General features: G+C 71.3%; 4 protein-coding genes. 2 read left to right on the forward strand and 2 right to left on the reverse strand.

What is annotated here, in order from left to right; translation table 11 throughout:
• Positions 1-13266: type I polyketide synthase (locus tag Amac_RS56220; RefSeq protein WP_174900188.1), on the reverse strand; the 13266-nt coding region annotated here is incomplete at its 3' end.
• On the reverse strand, positions 13263-22514 hold the full coding sequence (locus Amac_RS54935) for a type I polyketide synthase (protein ID WP_218041158.1): 9252 nt from the start codon (positions 22512-22514) through the stop codon (positions 13263-13265). The genes Amac_RS56220 and Amac_RS54935, both read right to left, overlap by 4 nt.
• A 364-nt stretch (positions 22515-22878) precedes the next feature.
• Between Amac_RS54935 and Amac_RS18775 the strand changes: the two genes are divergently transcribed.
• The gene (locus tag Amac_RS18775; RefSeq protein ID WP_155355686.1) at positions 22879-23931 is read left to right on the forward strand and encodes a DegT/DnrJ/EryC1/StrS family aminotransferase; all 1053 of its coding nucleotides are present in this window, start codon (positions 22879-22881) and stop codon (positions 23929-23931) included.
• Positions 23932-24169: 238 nt separating this feature from the next.
• Positions 24170-25408: a glycosyltransferase gene (locus Amac_RS18780; protein WP_155355687.1), complete on the forward strand. Its 1239-nt coding sequence runs from the start codon at positions 24170-24172 to the stop codon at positions 25406-25408.
• Positions 25409-25482: the final 74 nt, after the last annotated feature.

The raw sequence follows: 25482 nt of genomic DNA on the forward strand, positions 1-25482 counted from the left end.
CTCCAGCGCGGCCGCCACCTCAAGCACCGCCTCCTCGACACCGGAGATCACGGTGGAGGCCGGGCCGTTCACCGCCGCGACCGACACCTCACCCTCACGCCCAGCCAGCAGCCCGGCGACCACATCCTCGGACGCCTGCACCGCCACCATCGCCCCACCGGAAGGCAACGCCTGCATCAACCGCGCCCGAGCCGCCACCAACGCACACGCATCCGCCAGCGAGAGCACCCCGGCCACATGAGCCGCCGTGATCTCCCCGATCGAATGACCGGCCAGCACATCCGGCCGCACACCCCACGACTCGACCAGCCGGAACAGGGCGGTCTCGACCGCGAACAACGCCGGCTGCGCCCACCCCGTCTGATCCAGCAGCCCGGCTTGGTCGGCGAACAGCACCTCACGCAACGACCCGTCGAGCAACGGGTCCAGCTCGGCGATCACCTCATCCAACGCCTGCGCGAACACCGGGAACCGGTCGTACAACTCCCGGCCCATCTCCGCCCGCTGGCTGCCCTGACCGGTGAACAACACCGCCAGCTGCGGCTCCGCACCAGCCACCCCACGCACCACACCCGCACCCGGCAGGTCCTCCGCCAGCGCGCCCAGCCCGGCCATCAGACCATCACGGTCCCCGGCCAACACCACCGCACGATGCTCGAACGCCGACCGCGTCGCAGCCAGCGAGAACCCCACATCGGCCAGACCCAGACCAGCAGCACCCTCCAGACGGGCGACCAGCCGCCCGGCCTGCGCCCGCAACGCCCCAGCCGACCGACCCGACACCACCACCGGAACCAGCCCCGGATCCACCGCCCCGGTCCGACTTTCCGGAACCTCCGGCCCCTGCTCGATGATCACGTGGGCGTTGGTGCCGCTGATCCCGAACGACGACACGGCGGCCCGGCGCGGGCGATCGGTCTGCGGCCACCCCACCGGCTCGGTCACCAGCTCAACCGCACCCTCACTCCAGTCCACATGCGAGGACGGCGCATCCACATGCAACGTGCGCGGCACCACACCCTCGCGCATCGCCATGATCATCTTGATCACACCCGCCACACCCGCAGCCGCCTGCGTGTGACCGATGTTCGACTTGATCGAACCCAGCAGCAACGGACGATCCTCGTCCCGGTCCTGCCCATAGGTCGCCAGCAGCGCCTGCGCCTCGATCGGGTCACCCAGCGTCGTACCCGTACCGTGGCCTTCCACCGCGTCCACCTCGGACGCCGACAAACCGGCACCGGCCAGCGCCTGCCGGATCACCCGACGCTGCGACGGACCGTTCGGCGCCGTCAACCCGTTGGACGCCCCATCCTGATTGACCGCAGAACCCCGCACCACCGCCAGCACCTCGTGCCCGTTACGGCGCGCGTCCGACAACCGCTCCAGCACCAGCACACCCACACCCTCCGACCAGCCCACCCCGTCGGCGCTGTCGGAGAACGCCTTGCACCGCCCATCAACCGACAGACCACGCTGCCGGGCGAACCCGATGAAGGTGTTCGGGGTCGACATCACCGTGGCCCCGCCCGCCAGCGCCAGCGAGCAATCTCCCGAGCGCAGCGCCTGCGCCGCCAGATGCAACGCCACCAGCGACGACGAGCAGGCCGTGTCCACCGTCACCGCCGGACCCTCCAAACCCAGGGTGTACGACACCCGGCCGGAAGCGACGCTCGGCGCGGTCCCGGTCCCTTCATAACCCTCGACCGCGTCGCGCCCGCCAAGCCCCTCAACCACCTCGCCAACCGCGGCCTGATGCACCCGGCCGGCGGCGTTGCCCAGGGTCAGGCCGTAATCGTTGTACATCACCCCGGTGAACACACCGGTCTGGCTGCCCCGCAACGACCCCGGCTCGATCCCCGCCCGCTCGACCGCCTCCCACGACACCTCCAGCAGCAACCGCTGCTGCGGATCAACCGCCAGCGCCTCACGCGGCGAGATCCCGAAAAACCCCGCGTCGAACTCGTCGGCGTCATGCAGGAACCCGCCATGCCGCGTGTACGACGCCCCCACCCGGCCAGGATCCGGATCATAGATGCCATCCAGATCCCACCCCCGATTCGTCGGGAAACCGGTGATCGCGTCGGTCTCCTCAACCACCAGACGCCACAAATCCTCCGGAGAGGCGACCCCACCCGGATACCGGCACGCCATCCCCACGATCACAACCGGGTCATCCGCCACCGAACGCACCACAGGCGACAGCACAGCCGAACCGGCCTGCTCACCCAGCAACTCGCCCAACAGGAACTCCGCCAGCACAACCGGCGTCGGATAGTCGAACACCAACGTCGCCGGCAACCGCAACCCCGTCACCACACCCAGCCGGTTACGCAACTCCACCGCAGTGAGCGAGTCAAAACCCAGCTCACGGAACTCATGCCGCGCTTGGACGGCGTCCGCCGACGCGTGCCCCAGCACCGCCGCGACCTGCGCACGCACCAAATCCAGCACAAACCGCACCCGATCGGCCTGTCCCATGCCGGCCAGCCGCCCACCCAGCGACCCATCACCCGGCACCGGCACCAACGCCGATGCCGCCGACCGGCGAACCCCCCGCGCCAACCCTCGCAACAGATGCGGCACCTCACCACCCGCCCGTGCCACGGCCGCCGCATCCAACCGGGCCGCCACCACTGCCGCACGACCCACCACACCCGCCGCGTCGAACAACGCCAACCCCTGCTCGACCGCCAAGGCCGAGATCCCCGCCCGCGTCATCCGCCGAAGATCAACCTCAGCCAGTCCTCCCGTCATCCCCGCGTCTTGCGCCCACGGACCCCACGCAAGCGACAACCCCGCCAAACCCAGAGCACGCCGATGCTCAGCCAGCGCATCCAAGAACGCGTTCGCCGCCGCGTAATTGCCCTGACCCGCCCCACCGAACACCCCCGCCACCGACGAGAACACCACGAACTCCGCCAGATCCAGATCCCGAGTCAGCTCGTGCAAATACCAGGCCGCATCCACCTTCGGCCGCAACACCGCATCCACACGCTCCGCCGACAACGACGAGATCGTCCCGTCATCCAGCACACCAGCAGTGTGAATGACCGCCGTCAGCGGATGAGCGGGATCCACCCCGGCCAGCAGAGCCGCCACCTGCTCACGATCCGCCCCATCACACGCGATGATCTCCACCTCGGCGCCGTGCGCGATCAGCTCGGCCCGCAACTCCAGCGCACCCGGGGCATCGGCCCCCCGGCGGCTGGTCAGCAACAGACGCCGCACCCCACGCCCAGCCACCACATGCCGCGCGAACAACGCACCCAGACCACCGGTGCCACCAGTGATCAACACCGTCCCCTCCAGATCCCACGAGCGGACACCGCCCCCATCAAGGGCATCGCCAAGATCAGAGCGGGGTGTCACCCGCGCCAGGCGGGGAACCAGCACCCCACCGCCGCGCACCGCCACCTGCGGCTCACCCGAGGCCAGCACCCCGGCCAGCACCACAGACGAAATCAGCGGCGAAACCGTGGACAACCCCCCCAGCGGCGAGGACGGCTCCCCGGCCACACCCAACGGCGCCAACCGGCCCAGATCCCCGCCATCACGGCAGTCGGCCGCACCAACATCGACCAGCACGAACCGGCCCGGATTCTCCGACTGCGCACTACGGACAAGACCCCACACGGCCGCAGCCGCCAGATCGGTGACCTCCTCACCCTCACCCACCGCGACCGCGCCCCGAGTCACCACGACCAGACGCGAATCAGCGAACCGGTCATCGGCCAGCCACCCCTGCACCACTTCCAGCACCCGGACGGTCAGCGCATGCGACGACTCCACCACCCCATCGGCCGGGTCGGAGACGACCTCGGTCAGCACCACACCAGGCACCGGCCCCTCCAGGACCGACAGGTCCGCGTGAACCGGCAGCACCAGCCCGTCGCGATCGCCGCTCGGGCCCGCCGGCGCTGTGCCGAGCACGTCCGAGCCGAGCACCGCCAACGGCACCGCCTCAGGCACCGCAAGCTCCGTCAGCGGCGTCCATTCCACCCCGAACAGCGGATCCCGCCCCATCGTGCCACTGGAGGCCAGGGCGAACCGATCGGCTGAGACCGGCCGCAGCACCAGCGACCGCATCGACAGCACCATTTCCCCGGCGGCGTCCACCGCGGTCACTGAAACCGAATCATCGCCCGTCCTGGCCAGCCGGACCCGCAACAACGACGCCCCACCCGCGTGCAAGGACACCCCACCCCACGAGAACGGCAACAACACACCCTCGGAACCACCCAGCCGCCAATCCCCCAGTCCGGCGAACGGCACCACATGCAACGCCGCATCCAGCAACGCCGGATGCACCCCGAACAACCCCGCATCAACCACCTGCTCCGGCAGCACAACCTCCGCGAACACCTCACCAGCCGCGCCCCGCCAGGCCCCCCGCAACCCCTGGAACACCGGACCGTAGCCGAACCCGCCCGCGGCCAGGTCCTCGTACAACCCGTCCAGCTCGATCGCGGTCGCGCCCCGCGGCGGCCAGACCTCGGCATCGAACGACCCGGCTTCCGAAGCACCGGTCGCGAGCGTCCCGGTCGCGTGCCGCACCCACGGCACATCCTCACCGGCCTCCGCCAATCGGGCATAAACGTTCACGCTCCGGCGGCCCGACTCCTCCGGCGCACCCACCGCGATCTGGACCACGACCGCCTCGCCCTCGCCCAGCACCAGCGGCACGGTCAAGGACAGCTCCTCCACCAGGTCGCAACCGACCTGATCACCCGCCCGGATCGCCAGCTCAAGGAACCCGGTACCCGGGAAGATCACCGTGCCGGACACCACGTGATCGGCCAGCCACGGATGCGACCTCACCGACAGGCGCCCGGTCAGCAGCACACCGTCGGAGTCGGCCAGGCCCACCGCCGCACCCAGCAGCGGATGGCTCGCAGCGGTCAGCCCCAACCCTCGGGCATCCCCAGCCGAAGCGGGGTTCGGCCAGTACCACCGACGTTGGAAGGCGTATGTGGGCAGCTCCACCTGGCGCGCGCCCGGGAACATCGCCCGCCAATCGAGCGGCACCCCATGCACATGCAGCCCGGCCAGCGCGGACATCACCGCGCTCTGCTCATCCCGATCCCTGCGCAACACCGACACCAGCACCAGGTCCGACTCGCGCGCGTCGACGTCCGAATCGGCGACCGCGGCAAGGGTCTCCTGAGCCATGGCGGTCAGAACGCCATCGGGACCCAGCTCCAGATACGCCCGCACACCCTGCGCATGCAACACACTGACACCGTCGGCGAAGCGGACCGCGCCACGCACCTGCTCCACCCAGTAATCCGGCGAGCACAACCGCTCAGCCGTGACCAGCTCCCCGGTCAAAGTGGACACGATCGCAAGGCGCGGCGAGTTGTAGCTGAGCGTCCCGGCCAGGGCGCGGAAATCCGCCAGCATCGGATCCATCAACGGCGAATGGAACGCATGCGACACCCGCAACCGCCGCGTCCTGACCCCCCGAGATTCCAGCGCGGCCGCCACCTCAAGCACCGCCTCCTCGACCCCGGAAACCACCAGCGAGGCCGGGCCGTTGACCGCCGCGATCGACACCTGCTCTTCGCGCCCGGCCAGCAGATCGGTGACCTGATCCTCGGACGCCTGGACCGCCACCATCGCCCCACCCGCGGCAAGCGCCTGCATCAACCGCGCCCGGGCCGCCACCAGCACACACGCATCGGCCAGCGAGAGCACCCCGGCCACGTGCGCCGCCGTGATCTCCCCGATCGAATGACCCGCCAGCACATCCGGCCGCACACCCCACGAGGACACCAACCGGAACAACGCCGTCTCCACCGCGAACAACGCCGGCTGCGCCCACCCCGTCTGATCCAGCAGCCCGGCCTGGTCGGCGAACAGCACCTCACGCAACGACCCATCCAGCAAGAAGTCGAACTCGCCGATCACCTCATCCAACGCCCGCGCGAACACCGGGAAACGCTCGTACAACTCCCGGCCCATCCCCACCCGCTGGCTACCCTGACCGGTGAACAACACCGCAAGCCTCGGCTCCGCCCCGGCCACCCCGCGCACCACACCCACACCCGGCCGATCCTCGGCAACGGCCCGCAGTCCGGCCAGCGCACCCTCACGACCGCTCGCCAGCACCACCGCCCGGTGCTCGAACGCCGACCGCGTCGTCGCCAGCGAGAACCCCACATCGGCCAGACCCAGACCAGCCGCACCCTCCAGATGAGCGACCAGCCGCCCGGCCTGCGCCCGCAACGCCTGATCGGTCCGACCCGACACCACCACCGGAACCAGCCCCGGATCCACCACCGGATCCACCGCGACGCCCGCCACCGGCACCGTCCCGGCACCTGGCACCAGCTCCGCACCCGGATCTCGGTCAACAGCCCGGTCCTCAGCACGAGCCCCGGTCCGACTCTCCGAAACCTCCGGCCCCTGCTCGATGATCACGTGGGCGTTGGTGCCGCTGATCCCGAACGACGACACGGCGGCCCTGCGGCGCCGCCCCGCCTCCGGCCACCCCACCGGCTCGGTCACCAGCTCAACCGCACCCTCGCTCCAGTCCACATGCGAGGACGGCGCGTCCACATGCAGCGTCTTCGGCAGCAGGCCGTGCCGCATCGCCAGCACCATCTTGATCACACCGGCGACCCCAGCGGCGGCCTGCGTGTGACCGATGTTCGACTTGATCGACCCAAGAAGCAGCGGACGGTCCTCCGGCCGGTCCTGCCCATAGGTCGCCAGCAGCGCCTGCGCCTCGATCGGGTCACCCAGCGTCGTACCCGTACCGTGGCCTTCCACCACGTCCACATCAGCGGAAGCCAGCCCCGCACCAGCCAGCGCCTGGCGAATCACCCGACGCTGCGAAGGACCATTCGGCGCCGTCAACCCGTTCGACGCACCATCCTGATTGACCGCAGACCCCCGCACGATCGCGAGGATCTCGTGCCCGTTTCGGCGCGCGTCCGACAACCGCTCCAGCACCAGCACGCCCACGCCCTCCGACCAGCTCACCCCGTCGGCGCTGTCGGAGAACGCCTTGCACCTGCCGTCGGCTGCCAGCCCGCCCTGGGCGCTGAAATCAATGAAGGAGCTTGGCGTGGCCATCACTGTCACGCCACCGGCCAGCGCCAGCGAGCACTCACCCGAGCGCAGCGCCTGCGCCGCCAGATGCAACGCCACCAGCGACGACGAGCAGGCCGTGTCCACCGTCACCGCCGGACCCTCCAGGCCGAGGGTGTAGGACAAGCGGCCGCTCACGACGCTACCGGCGCTACCGATGCTGGAGAAGGTCATCACGTCCGGCGGGAGCGACACACTGTTCGCATAGTCGTGGTACATCACGCCGGCGAAGACACCGGTATGGCTGCCGCGTAACGAGGTCGGGTCGATCCCGGCCCGCTCGATCGCCTCCCAGGTGGTCTCCAGGAGCAGGCGCTGCTGCGGGTCCATCGCCAGCGCCTCACGTGGCGAGATGCCGAAGAAGCCGGGGTCGAACTCCCCTGCCTCATGCAGGAAACCACCCTCACGCACGTAGCTGGTGCCCCGGCTCTCCCGATCCGGGCTGTACAACGCCCTCAGATCCCACCCTCGATTCGTCGGGAAACCGGTGATCGCGTCGGTCTCCTCAACCACCAGACGCCACAAATCCTCCGGAGAGGCGACCCCACCCGGATACCGGCACGCCATCCCCACGATCACAACCGGGTCATCCGCCACCGAACGCACCACAGGCGACAGCACAGCCGAACCGGCCTGCTCACCCAGCAACTCGCCCAACAGGAACTCCGCCAGCACAACCGGTGTCGGATAGTCGAACACCAACGTCGCCGGCAACCGCAACCCCGTGACCACACCCAGCCGGTTACGCAACTCCACCGCAGTGAGCGAGTCAAAACCCAGCTCACGGAACTCGAGCCGCACCTCCACCCCATCCGGCGAGGCATGCCCCAGCACTGCGGCTACTTGGCTGCGGACGAGCTCAACCACCAACCGAATTCCATCAGCCTCCCCCAAACCGGCCAACCGTCCAGCCAGCGACCCATCGCCTGCCGCCGACGCCGCCGACCGGCGAACTCCCCGCACCAATCCCCGCAACAGATACGGCACCTCACCACCCGCCCGCGCCACGGCGGACACGTCCAACCGCGCCGTCACCACCGCCGCACGACCCACCGCGACAGCCGCGTCGAACAACCCCAAGCCTTGCTCGGCCGTCAAGGTCAGAATCCCCGCCCGCGCCATCCTGTGCATATCGGCCTGGCCCAGCGTGCCCGTCATCCCCGCGTCTTGCGCCCACGGACCCCACGCAAGCGACAACCCCGCCAAACCCAGAGCACGCCGATGCTCAGCCAGCGCATCCAAGAACGCGTTCGCCGCCGCGTAATTGCCCTGACCCGCCCCACCGAACACCCCCGCCACCGACGAGAACACGACGAACTCCGCCAGATCCAGATCCCGAGTCAGCTCGTGCAAATACCAGGCCGCATCCACCTTCGGCCGCAGCACCGCATCCACACGCTCCGCCGACAACGACGAGATCGTCCCGTCATCCAGCACACCAGCGGTGTGAATGACCGCCGTCAGCGGATGAGCGGCCGGGACCTGAGCCAGCAACGCCGCGACCTGATCCCGGTCTGCCACATCACACGCGGCGATCGAAACCTCCACGCCATGCGCGATCAGCTCCGCCTGCAACTCCACCGCACCCGGAGCGTCCGCCCCCCGGCGGCTGGCCAGCAGCAGACGCCGAACCCCACGCCCGGCCACCACATGCCGCGCGAACAACGCACCCAGACCACCGGTGCCGCCGGTGATCAGCACCGTCCCCTCCGGATCCCAGGGGCGTACGACATCACCACCAGCGCCACCAGGAGCACGACGCGCTCCACCCAGGTCGCCGCCACGGTCAGAGGTGGTGGTCACCCGCGCCAGCCGAGGCACCCACACCTCACCGCCGCGGATCGCCGCCTGTGGTTCGCCTGACGCCAACACCTCACCCATCGCTTCGGGCAACGTTCCCGGCAACGCCGACAGCGAGGATCTGTCATCCACATCCACCAGCACGAACCGGCCGGGATGCTCGGACTGCGCGCTCCGCACCAGACCCCACACCGCTGCCGCCGCGAGATCAGCCGCGCCCTCGCCGTCATCGGCCGCCACCGCACCCGTGGTCACGAACACCAAACGGGAACCATGACACCGGGCGTCAGCCAGCCACGCCTGCACCAACCCCAGCACCTGGGCGGTCAACTCGTGAACCGACCCCACCACGTCCCCGTCCGGATCCGTGACCGCCTGCGTCAGCACCACCCCGGGTACCGGCCCTGCCGCCAGCAGCGACGGCAGATCCAGATGGAACGGAACCGAATCCCCACCCGGCCGCCACGCCGCGATGGCACCCAACGCCCCGAAACCCAGCACCGCCGGCGGCATCCCATCGGCCACCCCACCTGCTGCCGCACTCTTCGGCACCGGCGTCCATTCCACCCCGAACAGCGCATCCCGCCCCATCCTGCGATCACCGGAAGCGAGGGCGAACCGATCAGCTGAGACCGGCCGCAGCACCAGCGACCGCGCCGACAACACCATTCCCCCGGCCGCGTCCACCGCAGTCACCGAAACCGAATCATCACCCGTCCTGACCAGCCGGACCCGCAACAACGACGCCCCACCCGCGTGCAAGGACACCCCACCCCACGCGAACGGCAACAACACACCCTCCGAACCCCCCAGCCCCCAATCCCCCAACCCGGCAAACGGCACCACATGCAACGCCGCATCCAGCAACGCCGGATGCACCCCGAACAACCCCCCATCAACCACCTCCTCCGGCAACACGACCTCCGCGAACACCTCACCAGCCGCGCCCCGCCACGCCGCACGCAACCCCTGAAACACTGGCCCATAACCCAACCCACCCCCAGCCAGCCGGCCATACAACCCACCCAGCTCAATCACCGACGCACCCCGCGGCGGCCACACCGCCGCATCGAACACCGCCGTGTCAAGGAGCGTGCCAGCCGCACCACCGGCCCCGACGACCTGCCGCCGATCGTTCTGAACGTTCGTTCCAGCGCTGTGATCACTGCTCGTCAGCACACCACCGGCGTGCCGTACCCACGTATCACGATCGTCCGTCTCGGCAGGCCGAGCATGAATGCTCAGTTCCCGGCGACCCGACCCGTCAGCAGGTCCCACCCGTACCTGAACTGTCACGGCCTCAGCCGCACCCAGCACCAGCGGCGCGGTCAAGGTCAGCTCCTCGACCACATCACAGCCGACCTGATCACCCGCTCTGATCGCCAGCTCCAGGAATCCGGTGCCCGGGAACACCACCGTCCCGCCCACCATGTGATCGGCCAGCCATGGATGCGACCTCAGCGAGATACGACCGGTCAGCAGCACCCCATCCAAACCGGCCAGCCCAACAGCGGCCCCAAGAAGCGGGTGCTGGGCGGCCGTCAGGCCCGCCGTAGTCAGGTCTCCCGCTCGCGAGACCGCGCCATCAGCCCAGAAACGCCGACGCTGGAAGGCGTATGTGGGCAGCTCCACCTGGCGGGCACCAGGGAACATCGCCCGCCAATCGAGCGGCACCCCATGCACATGCAACTCGGCCAGCGCCGACATCACCGCGCTCTGCTCATCCCGATCCCTGCGCAACACCGACACCAGCACCAGGTCCGACTCGCGCGCGTCGACGTCCGAATCAGCGATCACGACAAGGGTCTCCTGAGCCATGGCGGTCAATACCCCGCCGGGACCCAGCTCCAGATACGCCCGCACACCCTGCGCATGCAACGTACGGACGCCCTCGGAGAACCGCACGGCCTGGCGCACCTGATCCACCCAGTAATCCGGCGAGCACAACCGCTCGGCCGTGGCCTGCTCTCCGGTCAGGGTGGACACCACCGGAATCCGCGGCGGGTTGTAGCTGAGCGTCCCAGCCAAGGCACGGAAATCCGCCAGCATCGGATCCATCAACGGCGAATGGAACGCATGCGACACCCGCAACCGCCGCGTCCTGACCCCCTGAGACTCCAGCGCAGCCGCCACCTCAAGGACAGGCTCCTCCGCCCCGGAGATCACCACCGAGGCAGGGCCGTTCACCGCCGCGACCGACACCTCACCCTCACGCCCGGCCAGCAGCCCGGCGACCACATCCTCGGACGCCTGCACCGCCACCATCGCCCCACCGGACGGCAACGCCTGCATCAACCGCGCCCGGGCCGCCACCAGCGCACACGCATCACCCAGCGACAACACCCCGGCCACGTGAGCCGCCGTGATCTCCCCAATCGAATGACCGGCCAGCACATCCGGCCGCACACCCCACGAGGACACCAACCGGAACAACGCCGTCTCCACCGCGAACAACGCCGGCTGCGCCCACCCTGTCTGATCCAGCGCCTCCGCCTCAGCCGTATCCGGCTCGGCGAACAGCACCTCCCGCAACGATCCGTCGAGCAGCGGGTCCAGCTCAGCGATCACCTCATCCAACGCCTGCGCGAACACCGGGAAACGGTCGTACAACTCCCGGCCCATCCCCGCCCGCTGGCTGCCCTGACCGGTGAACAACACCGCAAGCCTCGGCTCCGCCCCGGCCACCCCGCGCACCACACCGGCACCCGGCCGATCCTCGGCAACGGCCCGCAGTCCGGCCAGCGCGCCCTCGCGATCCCCGACGATCACCGCCGCCCGGTGCTCGAACGCCGACCGCGTCGTCGCCAGCGAGAACGCCATATCGGCCAGCCCGACATCAGGCACACCGTCCAGGTACGACGCCAGCCGCTCGGCCTGGGCCCGCAACGCCTGATCGGTCCGACCCGAGACCAGCAGCGGCACCGACAACCCTCCGTCCACCACGGGCACCGGGCGCTCGGACACCACATCAACGCCCTGCTCGATGATCACGTGGGCGTTGGTGCCGCTGATCCCGAACGACGACACGGCGGCCCGGCGCGGGCGATCGCTCCGCGGCCACCCCACCGGCTCGGCCACCAGCTCAACCGCACCCTCACTCCAGTCCACATGCGAAGACGGCGCATCCACATGCAACGTGCGCGGCACCACACCCTCACGCATCGCCATGACCATCTTGATCACACCCGCCACACCCGCAGCCGCCTGCGCGTGACCGATGTTCGACTTGACCGACCCAAGAAGCAGCGGACGATCCTCCGGCCGATCCTGCCCATAGGTCGCCAAAAGCGCCTGCGCCTCGATCGGATCACCCAGCGTCGTACCCGTACCGTGCGCCTCGACCACGTCGACATCCGCGTAGGACAACCCCGCGCCGGCCAGCGCCTGCCGGATCACCCGCTCCTGCGACGGACCATTGGGCGCCGTCAGGCCATTGGAGGCACCATCCTGGTTGACCGCGCTGCCCCGCAGCACCGCGAGTACCTGGTGGCCCAGCCGCCGCGCGTCCGACAGCCGCTCCACCACCAGGACGCCGGCGCCCTCCGCCCAGACGGTGCCGTCAGCCGCCGCCGCGAACGACTTGCACCGGCCGTCCGGCGCCAGGCCCCGCTGCCTGCTGAACTCCACGAACATGCCAGGGTTGGCCATCACCGTGACGCCACCGGCCAGGGCCAGGGAGCACTCCCCGGCCAGCAGGGCACGGGCCGCCTGGTGCAATGCGACCAGGGACGAGGAACACGCGGTGTCCACGGTGACCGCAGGCCCCTCCAGGCCCAGCGCGTAAGCCACCCGCCCGGACACGACGCTGGCGGTGGTGCCGGTCAGCAGGTGCCCCTCGAATACCTCGGGGGCGGCGTAGAGCGGGGCGGCGTAGTCCTGCGCGATCGCTCCGACGAACACACCGGTACGGCTGCCGCGCAGGGAGCGCGGGTCGATCCCAGCCCGCTCCACCGCCTCCCACGACGTCTCCAGCAACAACCGCTGCTGCGGATCCATCGCCAGCGCCTCCCGCGGCGAGATCCCGAAGAACCCCGCGTCGAACCCCGCCGCGTCCGCCAGGAACCCACCCACCCGCAGGTAACTCTTCCCGGCCCGATCCGGGTCGGGGTCGTACAGGCTGTCCACGTCCCAGCCCCGATCGGCCGGGAAGTCGCCGATCGCGTCGCGCTCGCCGGCCACCAGTTCCCACAGGTCCTCCGGCGAGGTCACCCCGCCGGGGAACCGGCAGGCCATGCCGACGACGGCGATGGGCTCCCGGTCGCGTTCCTCCAGGTCGCGCAGGCGCTTGCGCGTCTCGTGCAGCTCGACGGTCACCCGCCTCAGGTATTCGACGAGCTGCTCGTTGTCCGTCATCCGCGCGTCCCCCGTCATCCGAGTTCCTCGTCGATAAAGCTGAGCAGTTCGGCCACCGAGGCCGTCTGGAGCCGCCCGGTGACCTCGCCGTCGCCGTTGGCCGGTGGTGGCGGCGCGGCCCAGGCCGCCACCTGGTCCGACAGGAGCTTCAGGCGGGCGGCGACGCCGACGCGAAGTCCGCCGTTGGCGGGCGTGGCGGCCAGGGCGGCGGCGAGGCGGTCCAGGTCGGCCAGGACGCCCCCGCCGGGCTCGGGCGCGCCGGGCGTCAGCTCGGCGATCAGGTGCCGGGCCAGGGCCGCGGGCGTCGGGTGGTTGAACAGCAGGGCGGCGGGCAGGCGCAGGCCGGTGGCGGCGCAGAGCTGGTTGCGTAGCTCGACCGAGGTGAGCGAGTCGAAGCCCAGGTCTTTGAACGACGCATCTGCCTCGACGTCGCCCGCGGCGTCGTGCCCGAGCACGGTCGCGGACTGGGCGCTGATCAGCTCCAGCACCGTGCGGGTGCGGGCGCCGGGGTCGAGCGCGGCCAGCCGCTCGGCGAGCGGCACGCCGGCGGCGCGGCCGGGCGACGGCGCCTGGGCGGGGACCGGGGGAACCGGGGGGACCAGGGCGCGCAGGATCGGCGCCGCGTCCGGCCCCGCGGCACGCACGGCGGCGAGGTCGAGGCGGGCGGGCACGGCCACCGGCTCGTCCAGGGCCAGGGCCCGGTCGAACAGGGCGAGCCCGGCTGGGACGGACAGCGGCGACAGGCCCGCGCGGGCCATCCGGGAGCGGTCGGCGCCGCCGAGCGCGGTGGTCATGCCCTCGGTCCAGGGTCCCCAGGCCAGGGCGGTCGAGGGCAGCCCGTGCGCGCGCCGGTGCCGGGCCAGGGCCTCCAGGAAGGCGTTGGCCGCCGCGTACGCGGCCTGGCCCGCGCCGCCGAGCGTGGCCATCACCGAGGAGTACAGGACGAGGGCGGGCGCGCCCGCGTCGCGCGTGGCGCGATGCAGGTTGAGCGCGCCGTCCACCTTGGGGCGGAGCACGGCGTCCAGGCGCTCGGCGGTGAGCCCGGTGACGGTGGCGTCGTCGAGCACGGCGGCGGCGTGGACGACGACGGCTGGCCGGTGCTCGGCCAGGAGCGCCTCGACGGCGCCGGCGTCGGCGACATCACAGGCCGCGACGGTGATCCTCGGGCCGGGGTCGGATACCTCCCGGCCGCCGCGCCCGGCCAGCACCACCCGGCCTACGTCGTGGCGGTCGATCAGGTGCCGGGCGAGCGCGCGGCCGAGCGCACCGGTGCCGCCGGTGATCAGGACCGTGTCGCGGGGGCCGGGCCGGACGGGCATGGTGAGCGCGACCTTGCCCACGTGCCGGGCCTGGCTCAGGTGCCGGAACGCGTCGGGGGCGCGGCGCAGGTCCCAGGTGACCACGGGCAGCGGAGCCAGCTCACCACGCTCGAACAACGCCAGCACCTCGCGCAGCAGGCGGCCGAGGTGGCCGGGGTCAAGGTCCAGCAGGTCGAACGCCTGGTAGCGCAGGTGCGGGTACCGGCGGGGGTCGCGGATGTCGGTCTTGCCCATCTCCACGAACCGGCCGCCGGGGCGCAGCAGCCGCAGCGAGGCGTCCACCAGTTCACCGGCGAGGGAGTTGAGCACCACGTCCACGTCCCGGCCGCCGAAGTGGCGCTCGAACTCGGCGGTGCGCGAGGAGGCCAGGTTCGAGCCGGGCACGCCCAGGGCGCGCACCTGGTCCCACTTGCCGGGGCTCGCGGTGGCGAGCACGTCCGCGCCGAGGTGCCGGGCGATCTGGACGGCGGCCATGCCGACGCCGCCCGCCGCCGAGTGGATCAGCACGGTCTCCCCCGCGCGCAGCCCGGCCAGCTCCACCAGCGCGTGGTAGGCGGTGAGGAAGGCGATGGGCGTGGTGGCGGCCCGCGCGTACGACCATCCGTCCGGGATGGGGGCGAGCGCACAGTCGTCGGCCACCGCTGTGGTGGCGAAGGCGCGGGAGAACACTCCCAGTACCCGGTCGCCAGGGGCGTACGCGGTCACGCCCGGGCCGGTCTCGGCGACTACGCCCGCCCCCTCCAGACCCAGGGCGCCTCCGCCGCCGGGGTAAAGGCCGAGCGTGAGCATCACGTCGCGGAAGTTGACCCCGGCCGCGCGAACGTCCACGCGGACCTGGCCGGGGGCGAGCGGCGCGCCGGGATCGGCGACGAGGGACAGGCCGTCCAGGGTGCCGCCCCCGTCCGAGGCGAGCCGCCAGTGCGCGGCCCCGCCGGGCGGGAGCAGGTGGCGGGAGGGACGGGCGAGCCGGGGCACGCGGGCCGTCCCGGCGCGCAGCGCGAGCTGGGGTTCCCCGGTCGCCACGGCGGCGGCGAGCGCGTGCTCGGACGCCTCGTGGCCGTCGCTGTCCACCAGGACGATCCGGCCGGGGTGCTCGGTCTGGGCCGAGCGCGCCAGGCCCCACACGGCCGCCGCCGCGGGATCGGCCGGGTGCTCGCGGTCGTCTACGGCGACGGCGCCACCGGTCACCAGCACCAGAGACCGCTCATCAGCGCCTTCCACGGCGGCGCGGACGAGAGCCAGGCCCTGGTGCACGATCTCGCGCACGGACGCGGCCGTCGGCTCGTCCTCGCCGGTGGACAGGCGCACGATCCGGGGCGCGGGCGCCTCGCCGGGCGGCAGCGGCAGCTCCGGCCACTCCACGGTGAACATCGAGTCGGCGAACCTCGAATCGGCGGGCACGTCGGACGACGAGGCGGGGCGCAGCACCAGCGAGCCGATCGCCGCGACCGGGCGTCCATGCCCGTCGACCAGCGCGACCGAGACGGCCCCGGCGCCCGCGGGCGTGACCTCGACGCGCAACTCGCGCGCGCCCGCGCGGTGCAGCGACACGTCCTCGAAGGCGAAGGGCACCACGGGCTCCCCCGAATCGCCGGTGGCGAGCACCGCCGCGTGCAGCGCGGCGTCCAGCAGGGCCGGGTGCAGGCCGAACCCGGACCCGCCCAGACCGGTGGGCAGCGCCGCCTCGGCGTGCGCGGTCCCGCCGTCGAGGGTGACGGCGCGCAGGCCGCGAAAGGCCGGGCCGTAGTCGTAGCCGCGCGCGGCGAGCCTGCGGTACGCCTCCGCCGCGTCGATCCCGGACGCCACCTCGGGCGGGACCTGCCGCTCCTGGGCGGAGGGCTCGGCCGGGGCGAGCGTCCCGGTGGCGTGCCTGGTCCATGGGGCGTCCTGGCCGTGCCGGGCATAGCAGGCGAGGCGACGCCGGCCATCGGCGTCGGCCGGGCCCACGGCGAGCTGGATCGCCGGTTCGCCGTCGCCGGGGAGCGGAAGGGGCGCCTCCAGGGTGAGCTCGGCCACGCGCGGGCAGCCGAGCCGGCCTCCCGCGTACAGGGCCGATTCCAACAGGGCGGCGCCCGGCAGCAGCGCCACGCCGCCCACCACGTGGTCGGCCAGCCAGGGGTAGGCGCGGCGCGAGAGTGTGCCGGTGAACAGGGTCTCGCCGGTGGCGGCGGACGGCACGGGATCGCCGAGGAAGGGGTGCGCGTCCGCCGCGCCGCCGGGCGCCAGCCAGTAGCGCCGCCGCTGGAACGCGTAGGTCGGCAGGTCCACGCGGCGAGCGGCCGGGAACAGCTGCGGCCATCGCACCGGCATGCCGTGCACGTACAGCCGGGCGGCGGCGGCGAGCGCCGCGGCTTCCTCGCCGCGGTCCTTGCGCAGGATGGGGAAGGCAACTGGCGGCTCGCCGGAATCCTGGCCAACCGGGAGGTTCTGGTGGACGAGTGCCGACAACCCGCCGTCCGGGCCGAGTTCCAGGAACATCTTGGCCCCCGCCGAGCCGGCGGCGCGCACCGCCGCGGCGAAACGCACCGGGCGCACGACGTGGTCCACCCAGTACTCCGGCGAGCACAGGTACGCGGCATCCACCGGCTCGCCGGTCACGGTGGAGATGATCTGCATGCTCGGCTCGTGGAAGGTCAGCCCTTCGACGACCTGCCGGAACTCCGCCAGCATCGGCTCCATCAGCGGCGAGTGGAACGCATGGCTCACCCGCAGGCGGGTGGCCTTGCCGAAGCGCGCGGCGGTGCGCAGGACGGCGTCCCCGTCCCCGGCGATCACGACGGAGGACGGCCCGTTCACCGCGGCGATGACGGCTCCGTCCGCCAGCAGGGGCTCCACCTCCGCCGCACCGGCCTGGACCGACACCATGGCCCCGCCTTCGGGCAGACGCTGCATCAGGCGGCCCCGGGCCGCGACCAACGTGCAGGCGTCGTCCAGGGAGAGCACGCCGGCCACGTGGGCGGCGGCGATCTCGCCGATCGAGTGCCCCACCAGCAGGTCCGGCGTCACGCCCCAGGACTCCAGCAGACGGAAAAGAGCGACCTCGATCGCGAAGAGCGCCGGCTGGGCGAACTCGGTGCGGTCCAGCAGTCCCGGATCCGTACCGGACAGCACCTCGCGAAGCTCGGCGGCCAGCCGCGCGAGAACATCGTCGAACGCGCGGGCGAACACCGGGAACCGGGCGGCGAGCTCGCGGCCCATCCCGATCCGCTGCGCGCCCTGTCCCGCGAACAGCACCGCCAACGCCCCGGGCGGGCCGGCGACGCCGCGTGCCGCCTCGGTCACACCGTCGCCGGTGGCCAGCAGCACCGCCCGGTGGGCGAATTCCGAGCGTGCCGTCACCAGCGAATAGGCGACGTCGACCGGATCCGCTCCGCTCTCGGCCAGGTACGACGTCAGCCGATCGAGCTGGGCGCCGAGCGCCGCATCGCTCTTGCCGGAGACCACCCAGGGCACCATGGCCGGTGCCGTACCGAGTGCCGGGAGAGGCTCGGGGTCCTGAGCCTGCTCGATGATCACGTGCGCGTTGGTGCCGCTGATCCCGAACGACGACACACCGGCCCGGCGGGGCCGTCCGGCCTCCGGCCACATGGCCCGCTCGGTCACCAGCTCCACCGCACCGGCCGACCAGTCGACCCGGGACGTGCGAGCCGCGGCGTGCAACGTCGGCGGCACGATCCCCCGCCGCATGGCCAGCACCATCTTGATCACGCCCGCGACCCCTGCGGCCGCCTGGCTGTGACCGATGTTCGACTTGATGGACCCCAACAGCAGAGGCAGGTCCCGGTCCTGCCCGTACGTCTCGAGCAGGGCCTGGGCCTCGATCGGGTCGCCCAGGGTGGTGCCGGTGCCGTGCGCCTCCACCACGTCCACCTCCGCCGGGGAAAGGCGGGCGCTGTGCAGCGCCTGCCGGATCACCCGTTGCTGGGAGGCGCCGCTGGGGGCGGTCAGGCCGTTGGAGGCGCCGTCGGAGTTGACGGCGGAGCCGCGGAGCACGGCGAGCACGTGGTGACCGTTGCGGCGGGCATCCGACAGGCGTTCCAGGACCAGCACGCCGACGCCCTCGGCCCAGCCCGTGCCGTCGGCGGCGTCGGAGAACGCCTTGCACCGCCCGTCCGGGGAGAGACCGCCCTGCTTGGCGAACTCCAGGAAGATGCCCGGCGTCGACATGACGGTGACACCGCCCGCCAGCGCCAGCGAGCACTCCCCCGACCGCAGCCCCTGTGCGGCCAGGTGCATGCCGACCAGCGACGACGAGCACGCGGTGTCCACCGTCATCGCGGGGCCTTCCAGGCCCAGGGTGTACGCGACCCGGCCGGACAGCACGCTGGGCGAGGTACCCGTCAGCGTGTACCCTTCAGCGTCGCCGGACGCCTCGTGCATCGGGGCGCCGTAGTCCTGCGCCATCGCGCCGAGATAGACGCCGGTCCGGGTGCCGTGCAGCGATGACGGCGGGATCCCGGCCCGCTCCACCGCCTCCCAGGCCACTTCCAGCGCCAGCCGCTGCTGCGGCTCCATCGCCAGCGCCTCCCGCGGCGAGATCCCGAAGAACGCGGCGTCGAATTCGCCCGCGTCGTAGAGGAAGCCGCCGGGGACGGCTCCCAGCCGCCAGCCACGGTCGGCGGGCATCGCCGACACGGCGTCCGCGCCGGCGTCGACCAGCCGCCACAGGCTTTCCGGGGAGTCGATCCCGCCCGGGTAGCGGCAGGCCATCCCGATGATCGCGATGGGCTCGTCGGCCGCGAGAGCCGTACGGGTGGAAGCCACCGGTTCCGGGGGCGGGGGGAACCCGGAACCGGTGGCGGCTGTGGACCCCAGGAAGGCGGCGAGCCGCGCCGGCGTGGGGTGGTCGAAAAGAGTGTTCGCGGTCAGCGGCAGCCCGGCGGCCGAACTGAGCCGGGTGGTGAGCTCGACGAGCATCGCGGAGTCGAAACCGAGCTCCTTGAAGGGCAGGCCGAGTTCGACACCGTCGGGATCGTGGGTCCCGAGGACGGTCGCGCACGCGTCACGCACCACATCGAGCAGGTAGCCGGGGCGCTGAACAACGTCCGGGTCGGCGGCGGGTCCGGCCAGGCCCTCTTCCGCCGGTCCTGGCTCCGGGCCGGATCGGCGCGGCCCGGCCTCCTCCAGCCAGTGGCGGACCCGCTGGAACGCGTACGTCGGCAACTCGACCCGGGACGCGACGGGCAGGAACCTCTCCCCGCCGGCGTCCACCCCGGTCACGTGGAGTTCGGCGACCGAGGTGAGCACGCGGGAGATCCCGGCGTGGTTCCTCCGGAGCGTGCAGACGGCCACCGCCGGGCGGCCGGCGGCCTGGGCGACCTCGTGGACGCTCCCGACCAGCACCGGGTGCGAGCTCACCTCGATGAACGCGCCGAACCCGTCGGACAGCAACCGGCCGACCGCGCCCTGGAAGTCAACCGGCCGGCGCAGGTTGCGGTACCAGTAGTCACCGTCGAGTGCCGCGGTGTCCAGGAGGCCGCCGGTCACCGTCGAGTAGAAGGGGATCGCCGAGCTGCGCGGCCGGATCGACGCCAGCATCGGCGCCAACCGCTGCTCGACCAGCTCGACCATGGCACAGTGCGAGGCGTAGTCGACCTTGATCCGGCGCATCCGCACCGTATCCGCCCATTCGGCCCTCATCTCGGCCAGCGCCTCATCGTCCCCGGACACCACCACGGAGGACGGACCGTTGACGACGGCGACGGACAGGCGGCCCTCCCAGCGTGCCAGCCGTTCGTCCAGGACCTCCCGGGGCAGCCCCACGGAAACCATGCCGCCGTTGCCGGAGAGGACCTCGGCGACCAGCGTCGACCTGGCGGTCACGATCCGGGCGCCGTCTTCCAGTGACAGCGCGCCCGCCACGCACGCGGCAGCGATCTCCCCCTGCGAGTGGCCCACCACCGCGCCCGGTTCCACGCCGTACGACCGCCACAACGCCGCCAGCGAGACCATGATCGCCCAAAGCACCGGCTGGATCACGTCGGCGCGTTCTCTGGGCGGGCTTCCGGGCTCCCCCCGGACGACGCTCGTCAGCGACCAGTCGGCGAACGGGCTCAGCGCCGCCTCGCATTCGGCCATGGCGGCGGCGAACGCCGGGGAGGAGTCGAGTAGTTCCACCCCCATCCCCGCCCACTGCGATCCTTGGCCGGGAAAGACGAAAACCTGCCGGCCGGGACGTCGCCATCCGCGGGTCAGCGGCGCGGTGTGCTGGCCCAGCCCGAGGACCAGCCGCATCTGGTCGATGCGCTCCAGTTGGGTGGACAACACGCCGCCGGAACCGGAGTCGACGTCGGTCCTGCCGCGCACCAGTCCGGGAGCGGAGCGCCCTTCCGCCAGCGCGTCCAGCCCGCGGAGCAACTGCTCGCGTTCGTCCCCGACGACGACCGCTCGATGGAGCAGGCCAGCCCGTGTCGTCGCCGACGAGAAGGCCACGTCGCCGACGGAGAGGTCCTCCCGTTCCCTGACGTGGCGGGCGAGCCGGGCCGCCTGTGCCCGCAACGCGTTCTCGGTGTGGCCGGACACCGTCCAGAACACCGGTGGCGAGGTCAACGGCCCTGGCTCGGGCCGATCCAGGATGCTCCCGGTCGCGAAGCCCGGGGAGACGCGCTCCGGAGCGGAGGTCAGCAATAGATGGCAGTTGGTGCCGCCGAGGCCGAACGACGAGACGCCGGCGACGATCCGGCCGGCACCGCCGCCCTCACCGGCATCCTCACGATCGCCGCTGTCGCGCACCGGCCACGGCATCGGCGACTCCACCACCCGCAGATTCCACTCGTCGAAGCGGATCGCGGGGTTCGGCTCCGCGAAGTTGAGGCTCGGCGGCAGCATGCGGTGCGCTACGGCGAGCGCGGCCTTGAGCAGGCCGACGATCCCGGCGGCGCCTTCCAGGTGGCCGACGTTGGTCTTGGCCGATCCCACCCACAGGGGATCACCCGAGCGCTGCGAGCCGTAGACCGCGCCGAGAGCGGCCGCTTCGATGGGATCGCCGACTCTGGTGCCGGTACCGTGTAACTCCACGTATCCGACGCTCGCCGGGTCCACGCCGGCACGCCGGCACGCCGCCCGCATCACCTGCTCCTGCGCCCGGGCGTTCGGCGTGGTGAGCGCGTCGCCGGGGCCGTCGTTGTTGACCGCGCTCCCCGCGATGACGCAGTACACGTGGTCGCCGTCCGCGAGGGCGTGCGACAGCGGCTTGAGGAGGACGATGCCACCGCCCTCGCCGCGGACGTAACCGTTCGCCCGCGCGTCGAAGGTGAAGCACCTGCCGTCCGGAGACAGCGCGCCGAGCTCCGCGGCCGCCATGGCGCTCTCCGCGGCGAGGTTGAGCTGGACGCCACCCGCGAGGGCCATGCTGGACTCGCCGCTGCGGATGCTCTCACAGGCGAGGTGCACCGCCACCAGCGACGACGACTGGCCGGTGTCCACGGCCATGCTCGGGCCCGTCAGCGCGAGGAAGTGCGACACCCGGTTGGCGAGGATGCTGCGGTTGACGCCCGTGAGCGAGTGATGACCGATTCCGGACGCCCCGGCCTGGCGGCTCAGCAGCGCGTAGTCGTCGGCCATCACACCGATGAACACGCCGACGTCGGCGCCGCGGAAGCCGGTGGGCGCGATACGCGCGTCCTCCAGAGCCTCCCAGCCGAGTTCCAGCATCAGCCGTTGCTGGGGATCCATCGCGCGGGCCTCACGGGGCGAGATCGCGAAGAACCCGGCGTCGAACCGGTCGATCCCGTCCAGGAACGCGCCGTACGCGCTGGGGCCGAGCTCCGGGCCCGCGTTCCAACGGCCGGGCGGCACCGTGGACACCGCGCTCACGCCATCGCTCAGCAGCCGCCAGAACTCCGACGGGCCGGGCGCGGAGGGCAGCCGGCAGGACACTCCGACGATCGCGATCGCATCGTCACTCGTGCCGGACCCACGACCAGGCATGAACTCGGATCGATTCACGCGCCGCTCCCCTCGTCTTGCCGCCACGCGGAACCACGGATTCACCGCCCGGCAAGGGTGCGCTCGAATCGCCGCGTCCCGGCTTCCGGCCTCAGCCGCGACAAACTATGCCGAGCGCCCGCTGCGCGTTTCACTAGTTGTGTGCCGCCCGGGAAAAGGCAGTGACCTGGATCGACGCGGTTCTGTTCGGCGCGGTACGCGGATTCCTAGTGTTTTCACGAGTGCCGTCCGGGTTCTTCTGTACGTGACCCGGCGTGTCTTCGGCGAGTCCCGTGTCGCGGAGCGGCGGGGAAGACGGGACTTTCCGAGCGTCTCCTGTCGCCCCGTGCCGGCGAGCCGGGCCGGCTGATGAGTGAGGGAACCGATGGCGTTCAAATATCAGGTGTCAAAGCCGTACCTCACCGGACGGGAACTCGAGTACCTCACCGAGGCCGTCAACTCCGGCTGGATATCCTCGCAAGGCCCCTTCGTCGGGCGCTTCGAGGAAGAGTTCGCCCAGTACAACGGCTTCGCTCACGGCGTCGCGTGCTCCTCGGGCACGACCGCGCTCACCCTCGCGCTGCGCGCGCTGGGGGTCGGTCCCGGCGACGAGGTCCTGGTGCCGGAGTTCACCATGGTCGCCTCGGCGTGGGCGGTCAGCTACACGGGCGCGGTGCCGGTGTTCGTCGACTGCGCCGACGACCTCAACATCGACGTCTCGCTGATCGAGGAGAAGATCACTCCACGTACCAAGGTCATCATGCCGGTGCACGTCTACGGCCGGCGCTGCGACATGGACGCGATCATGAACGTGGCGTACGAGTACAACCTGCGGGTGATCGAGGATTCGGCGGAGGCGATGGGGGTGCGCCCGGTGGGCGACGTGGCGTGCTTCTCCCTGTTCGCCAACAAGATCATCACGGCCGGCGAGGGGGGTGTCTGCGTCACCAACAGCGAGCATCTGGCCCGGCAGATGGCCCACCTGCGCGGCATGGCCTTCAGCAAGGAGCACAACTTCATCCACAAGAAGCTGGCCTACAACTTCCGCATGACCAACATGCAGGCCGCGGTCGCCCTGGCCCAGCTGGAGCGGGTCGAGGAGATCCTCGCCATCCGCAAACGGATCGAAAGCCACTACGACAGCGGGCTCGACGGCATCGCCGGGATCACTCTCATGCCGCCCCGCGACGTTCTCTGGATGTACGACATCCGCGCGGAGCGGCGGGAGGACCTGCGGGAGTTCCTCGCGGACGCGGGGATCGAGACCCGGCTGTTCTTCCAGCCCATGAGCCGCCAGCCGATGTACTTAAACCCCGACTGGCCGTCGCTGAACGCCGCCCGCTTCGCGGCCGACGGTCTCTATCTGCCCACCGATCCCGGGCTGTCCGAGTCGGACCAGGACTTCGTGATCGGCAAGATCCGCGAGTTCTACCTGTAGGGGGCAGTCCTCGCGGGTGACCGCTTCAGCCGGAAGCCCCGGACCGAGGCCGCCAGCCGGTTTCGCTTCTAATGATTTCCGGGAACCGGCTGCAGCAGGATGTGCCGGACGAGCAGACAAGATCGCTGCTCGGATCCGCCACCTACGCCACTTCGGCAGCCGATCCAGGGAGGCAATCGAGAGTGAAAGCAACTCCGACCGTCGCGGCTCCGGCCCTTGACCGTCCGGCTTGGATACGATGCGCGCTCTCGTAGTGACCGTCGGCTCGCAAGGGGATCTCCAGCCTTTCCTCGCCCTCGGACAGCGTCTGCTCGCGGAGGGCCACGACGTCATGTTCTCGGCCTCCGACAGTTACGCGGCGCACGCCGAAGCCGTCGGCGTGCCTTTCTCCGGCCGGCCGACTGTGGACGAGGCGGAAGTCGAGGAGTACTACACCCGCCTGGCCGGCACGAAGGACAAGCTGCGGCAACTGACGATCACGGTTGAGGTGCTGGCGCGGGAACAGCGTGCCGCGGTGCCGGAGCTGATGGCGCTGGCAGGTGAGGCCGACGTCGTCATCCATCCGCCGCTGGCCGTCGCCGCGGTCGCCGCGGCGCGCGCGGTCGGCACGCCCCACGTGAGCGTGCACCACGCCTGGCCGCTGCGCCGAGCGCGCGGGTACGGCCCGACCAATATCGATTTCGGAACCATCGGTAACGCCCTCGCCTGGTCGATCACCGGCTTGGCGGTCAGACGCGCGACCGACAAGTCGCTCAACCCTGTCGTCACCACGGCCGGCCTGCCGCCCTGGCGCGACATCATCTTCGACGCGAGCCATTCGCCCCGGCTCAACCTCATCGCCACCAGCCCGCACACCCTCCCGCGCGATCCGCTCTTCGGCCCCACCTACCGCACCACGGGATACTGGTTCCTCGACGAACCGGAGTACGTGCCCCCAGACGACCTCGCGGCGTTCGTAGCCGACGAGCCGCCGGTCGTGATCGGCTTCGGCTCCAACAACGGGTTCGACTCCGACGCGGTCACCGAGCAGCTACTCCAGGCGGTTCGCGGCCTGGGCCGTCGCGTCGTCCTGCAATCCGGCTGGGCGAAGCTCGGCGCCGAGGAGCTGCCGCCCAACATATTCCTGGCGGACTTCGTCCCACACGGGTGGCTCTACGCCCGCGCCGCGTGCGTCGTCCATCACGGCGGGCCCGGCACGGCCGCGGCGGCCTTCCGGGCTGGTATCCCGCAGGCGGCTGTGTGGCTTCAAGGTGATCAGCTCCACTGGGGCAGGAGGATCGCACAGCTCGGAGTCGGACCTCCGTCTCGTAACCACCACGCTCTCAACGCCCGCTGGTTGCGGGGCACGATCGATCGCCTGCTCACCGACAGCGGTATGGCCGACCGCGCTCGGGCGCTCGGCGCCGCGGTCCGCGAAGAAGACGGGACGGGTGTGGCGGTTCGCGCGATCGAGGAGGTATTCGCGGCCAGGTATTAATTAGAAAGTCGTGATCTGGACAGCCGCGGCGGCGAGTCCCCTGGTCGGCGGCTATGCGGCTGTCTATGGGACGG

It is taken from the genome of Acrocarpospora macrocephala (assembly GCF_009687865.1).
Classification (GTDB): Bacteria; Actinomycetota; Actinomycetes; order Streptosporangiales; family Streptosporangiaceae; genus Acrocarpospora; species Acrocarpospora macrocephala.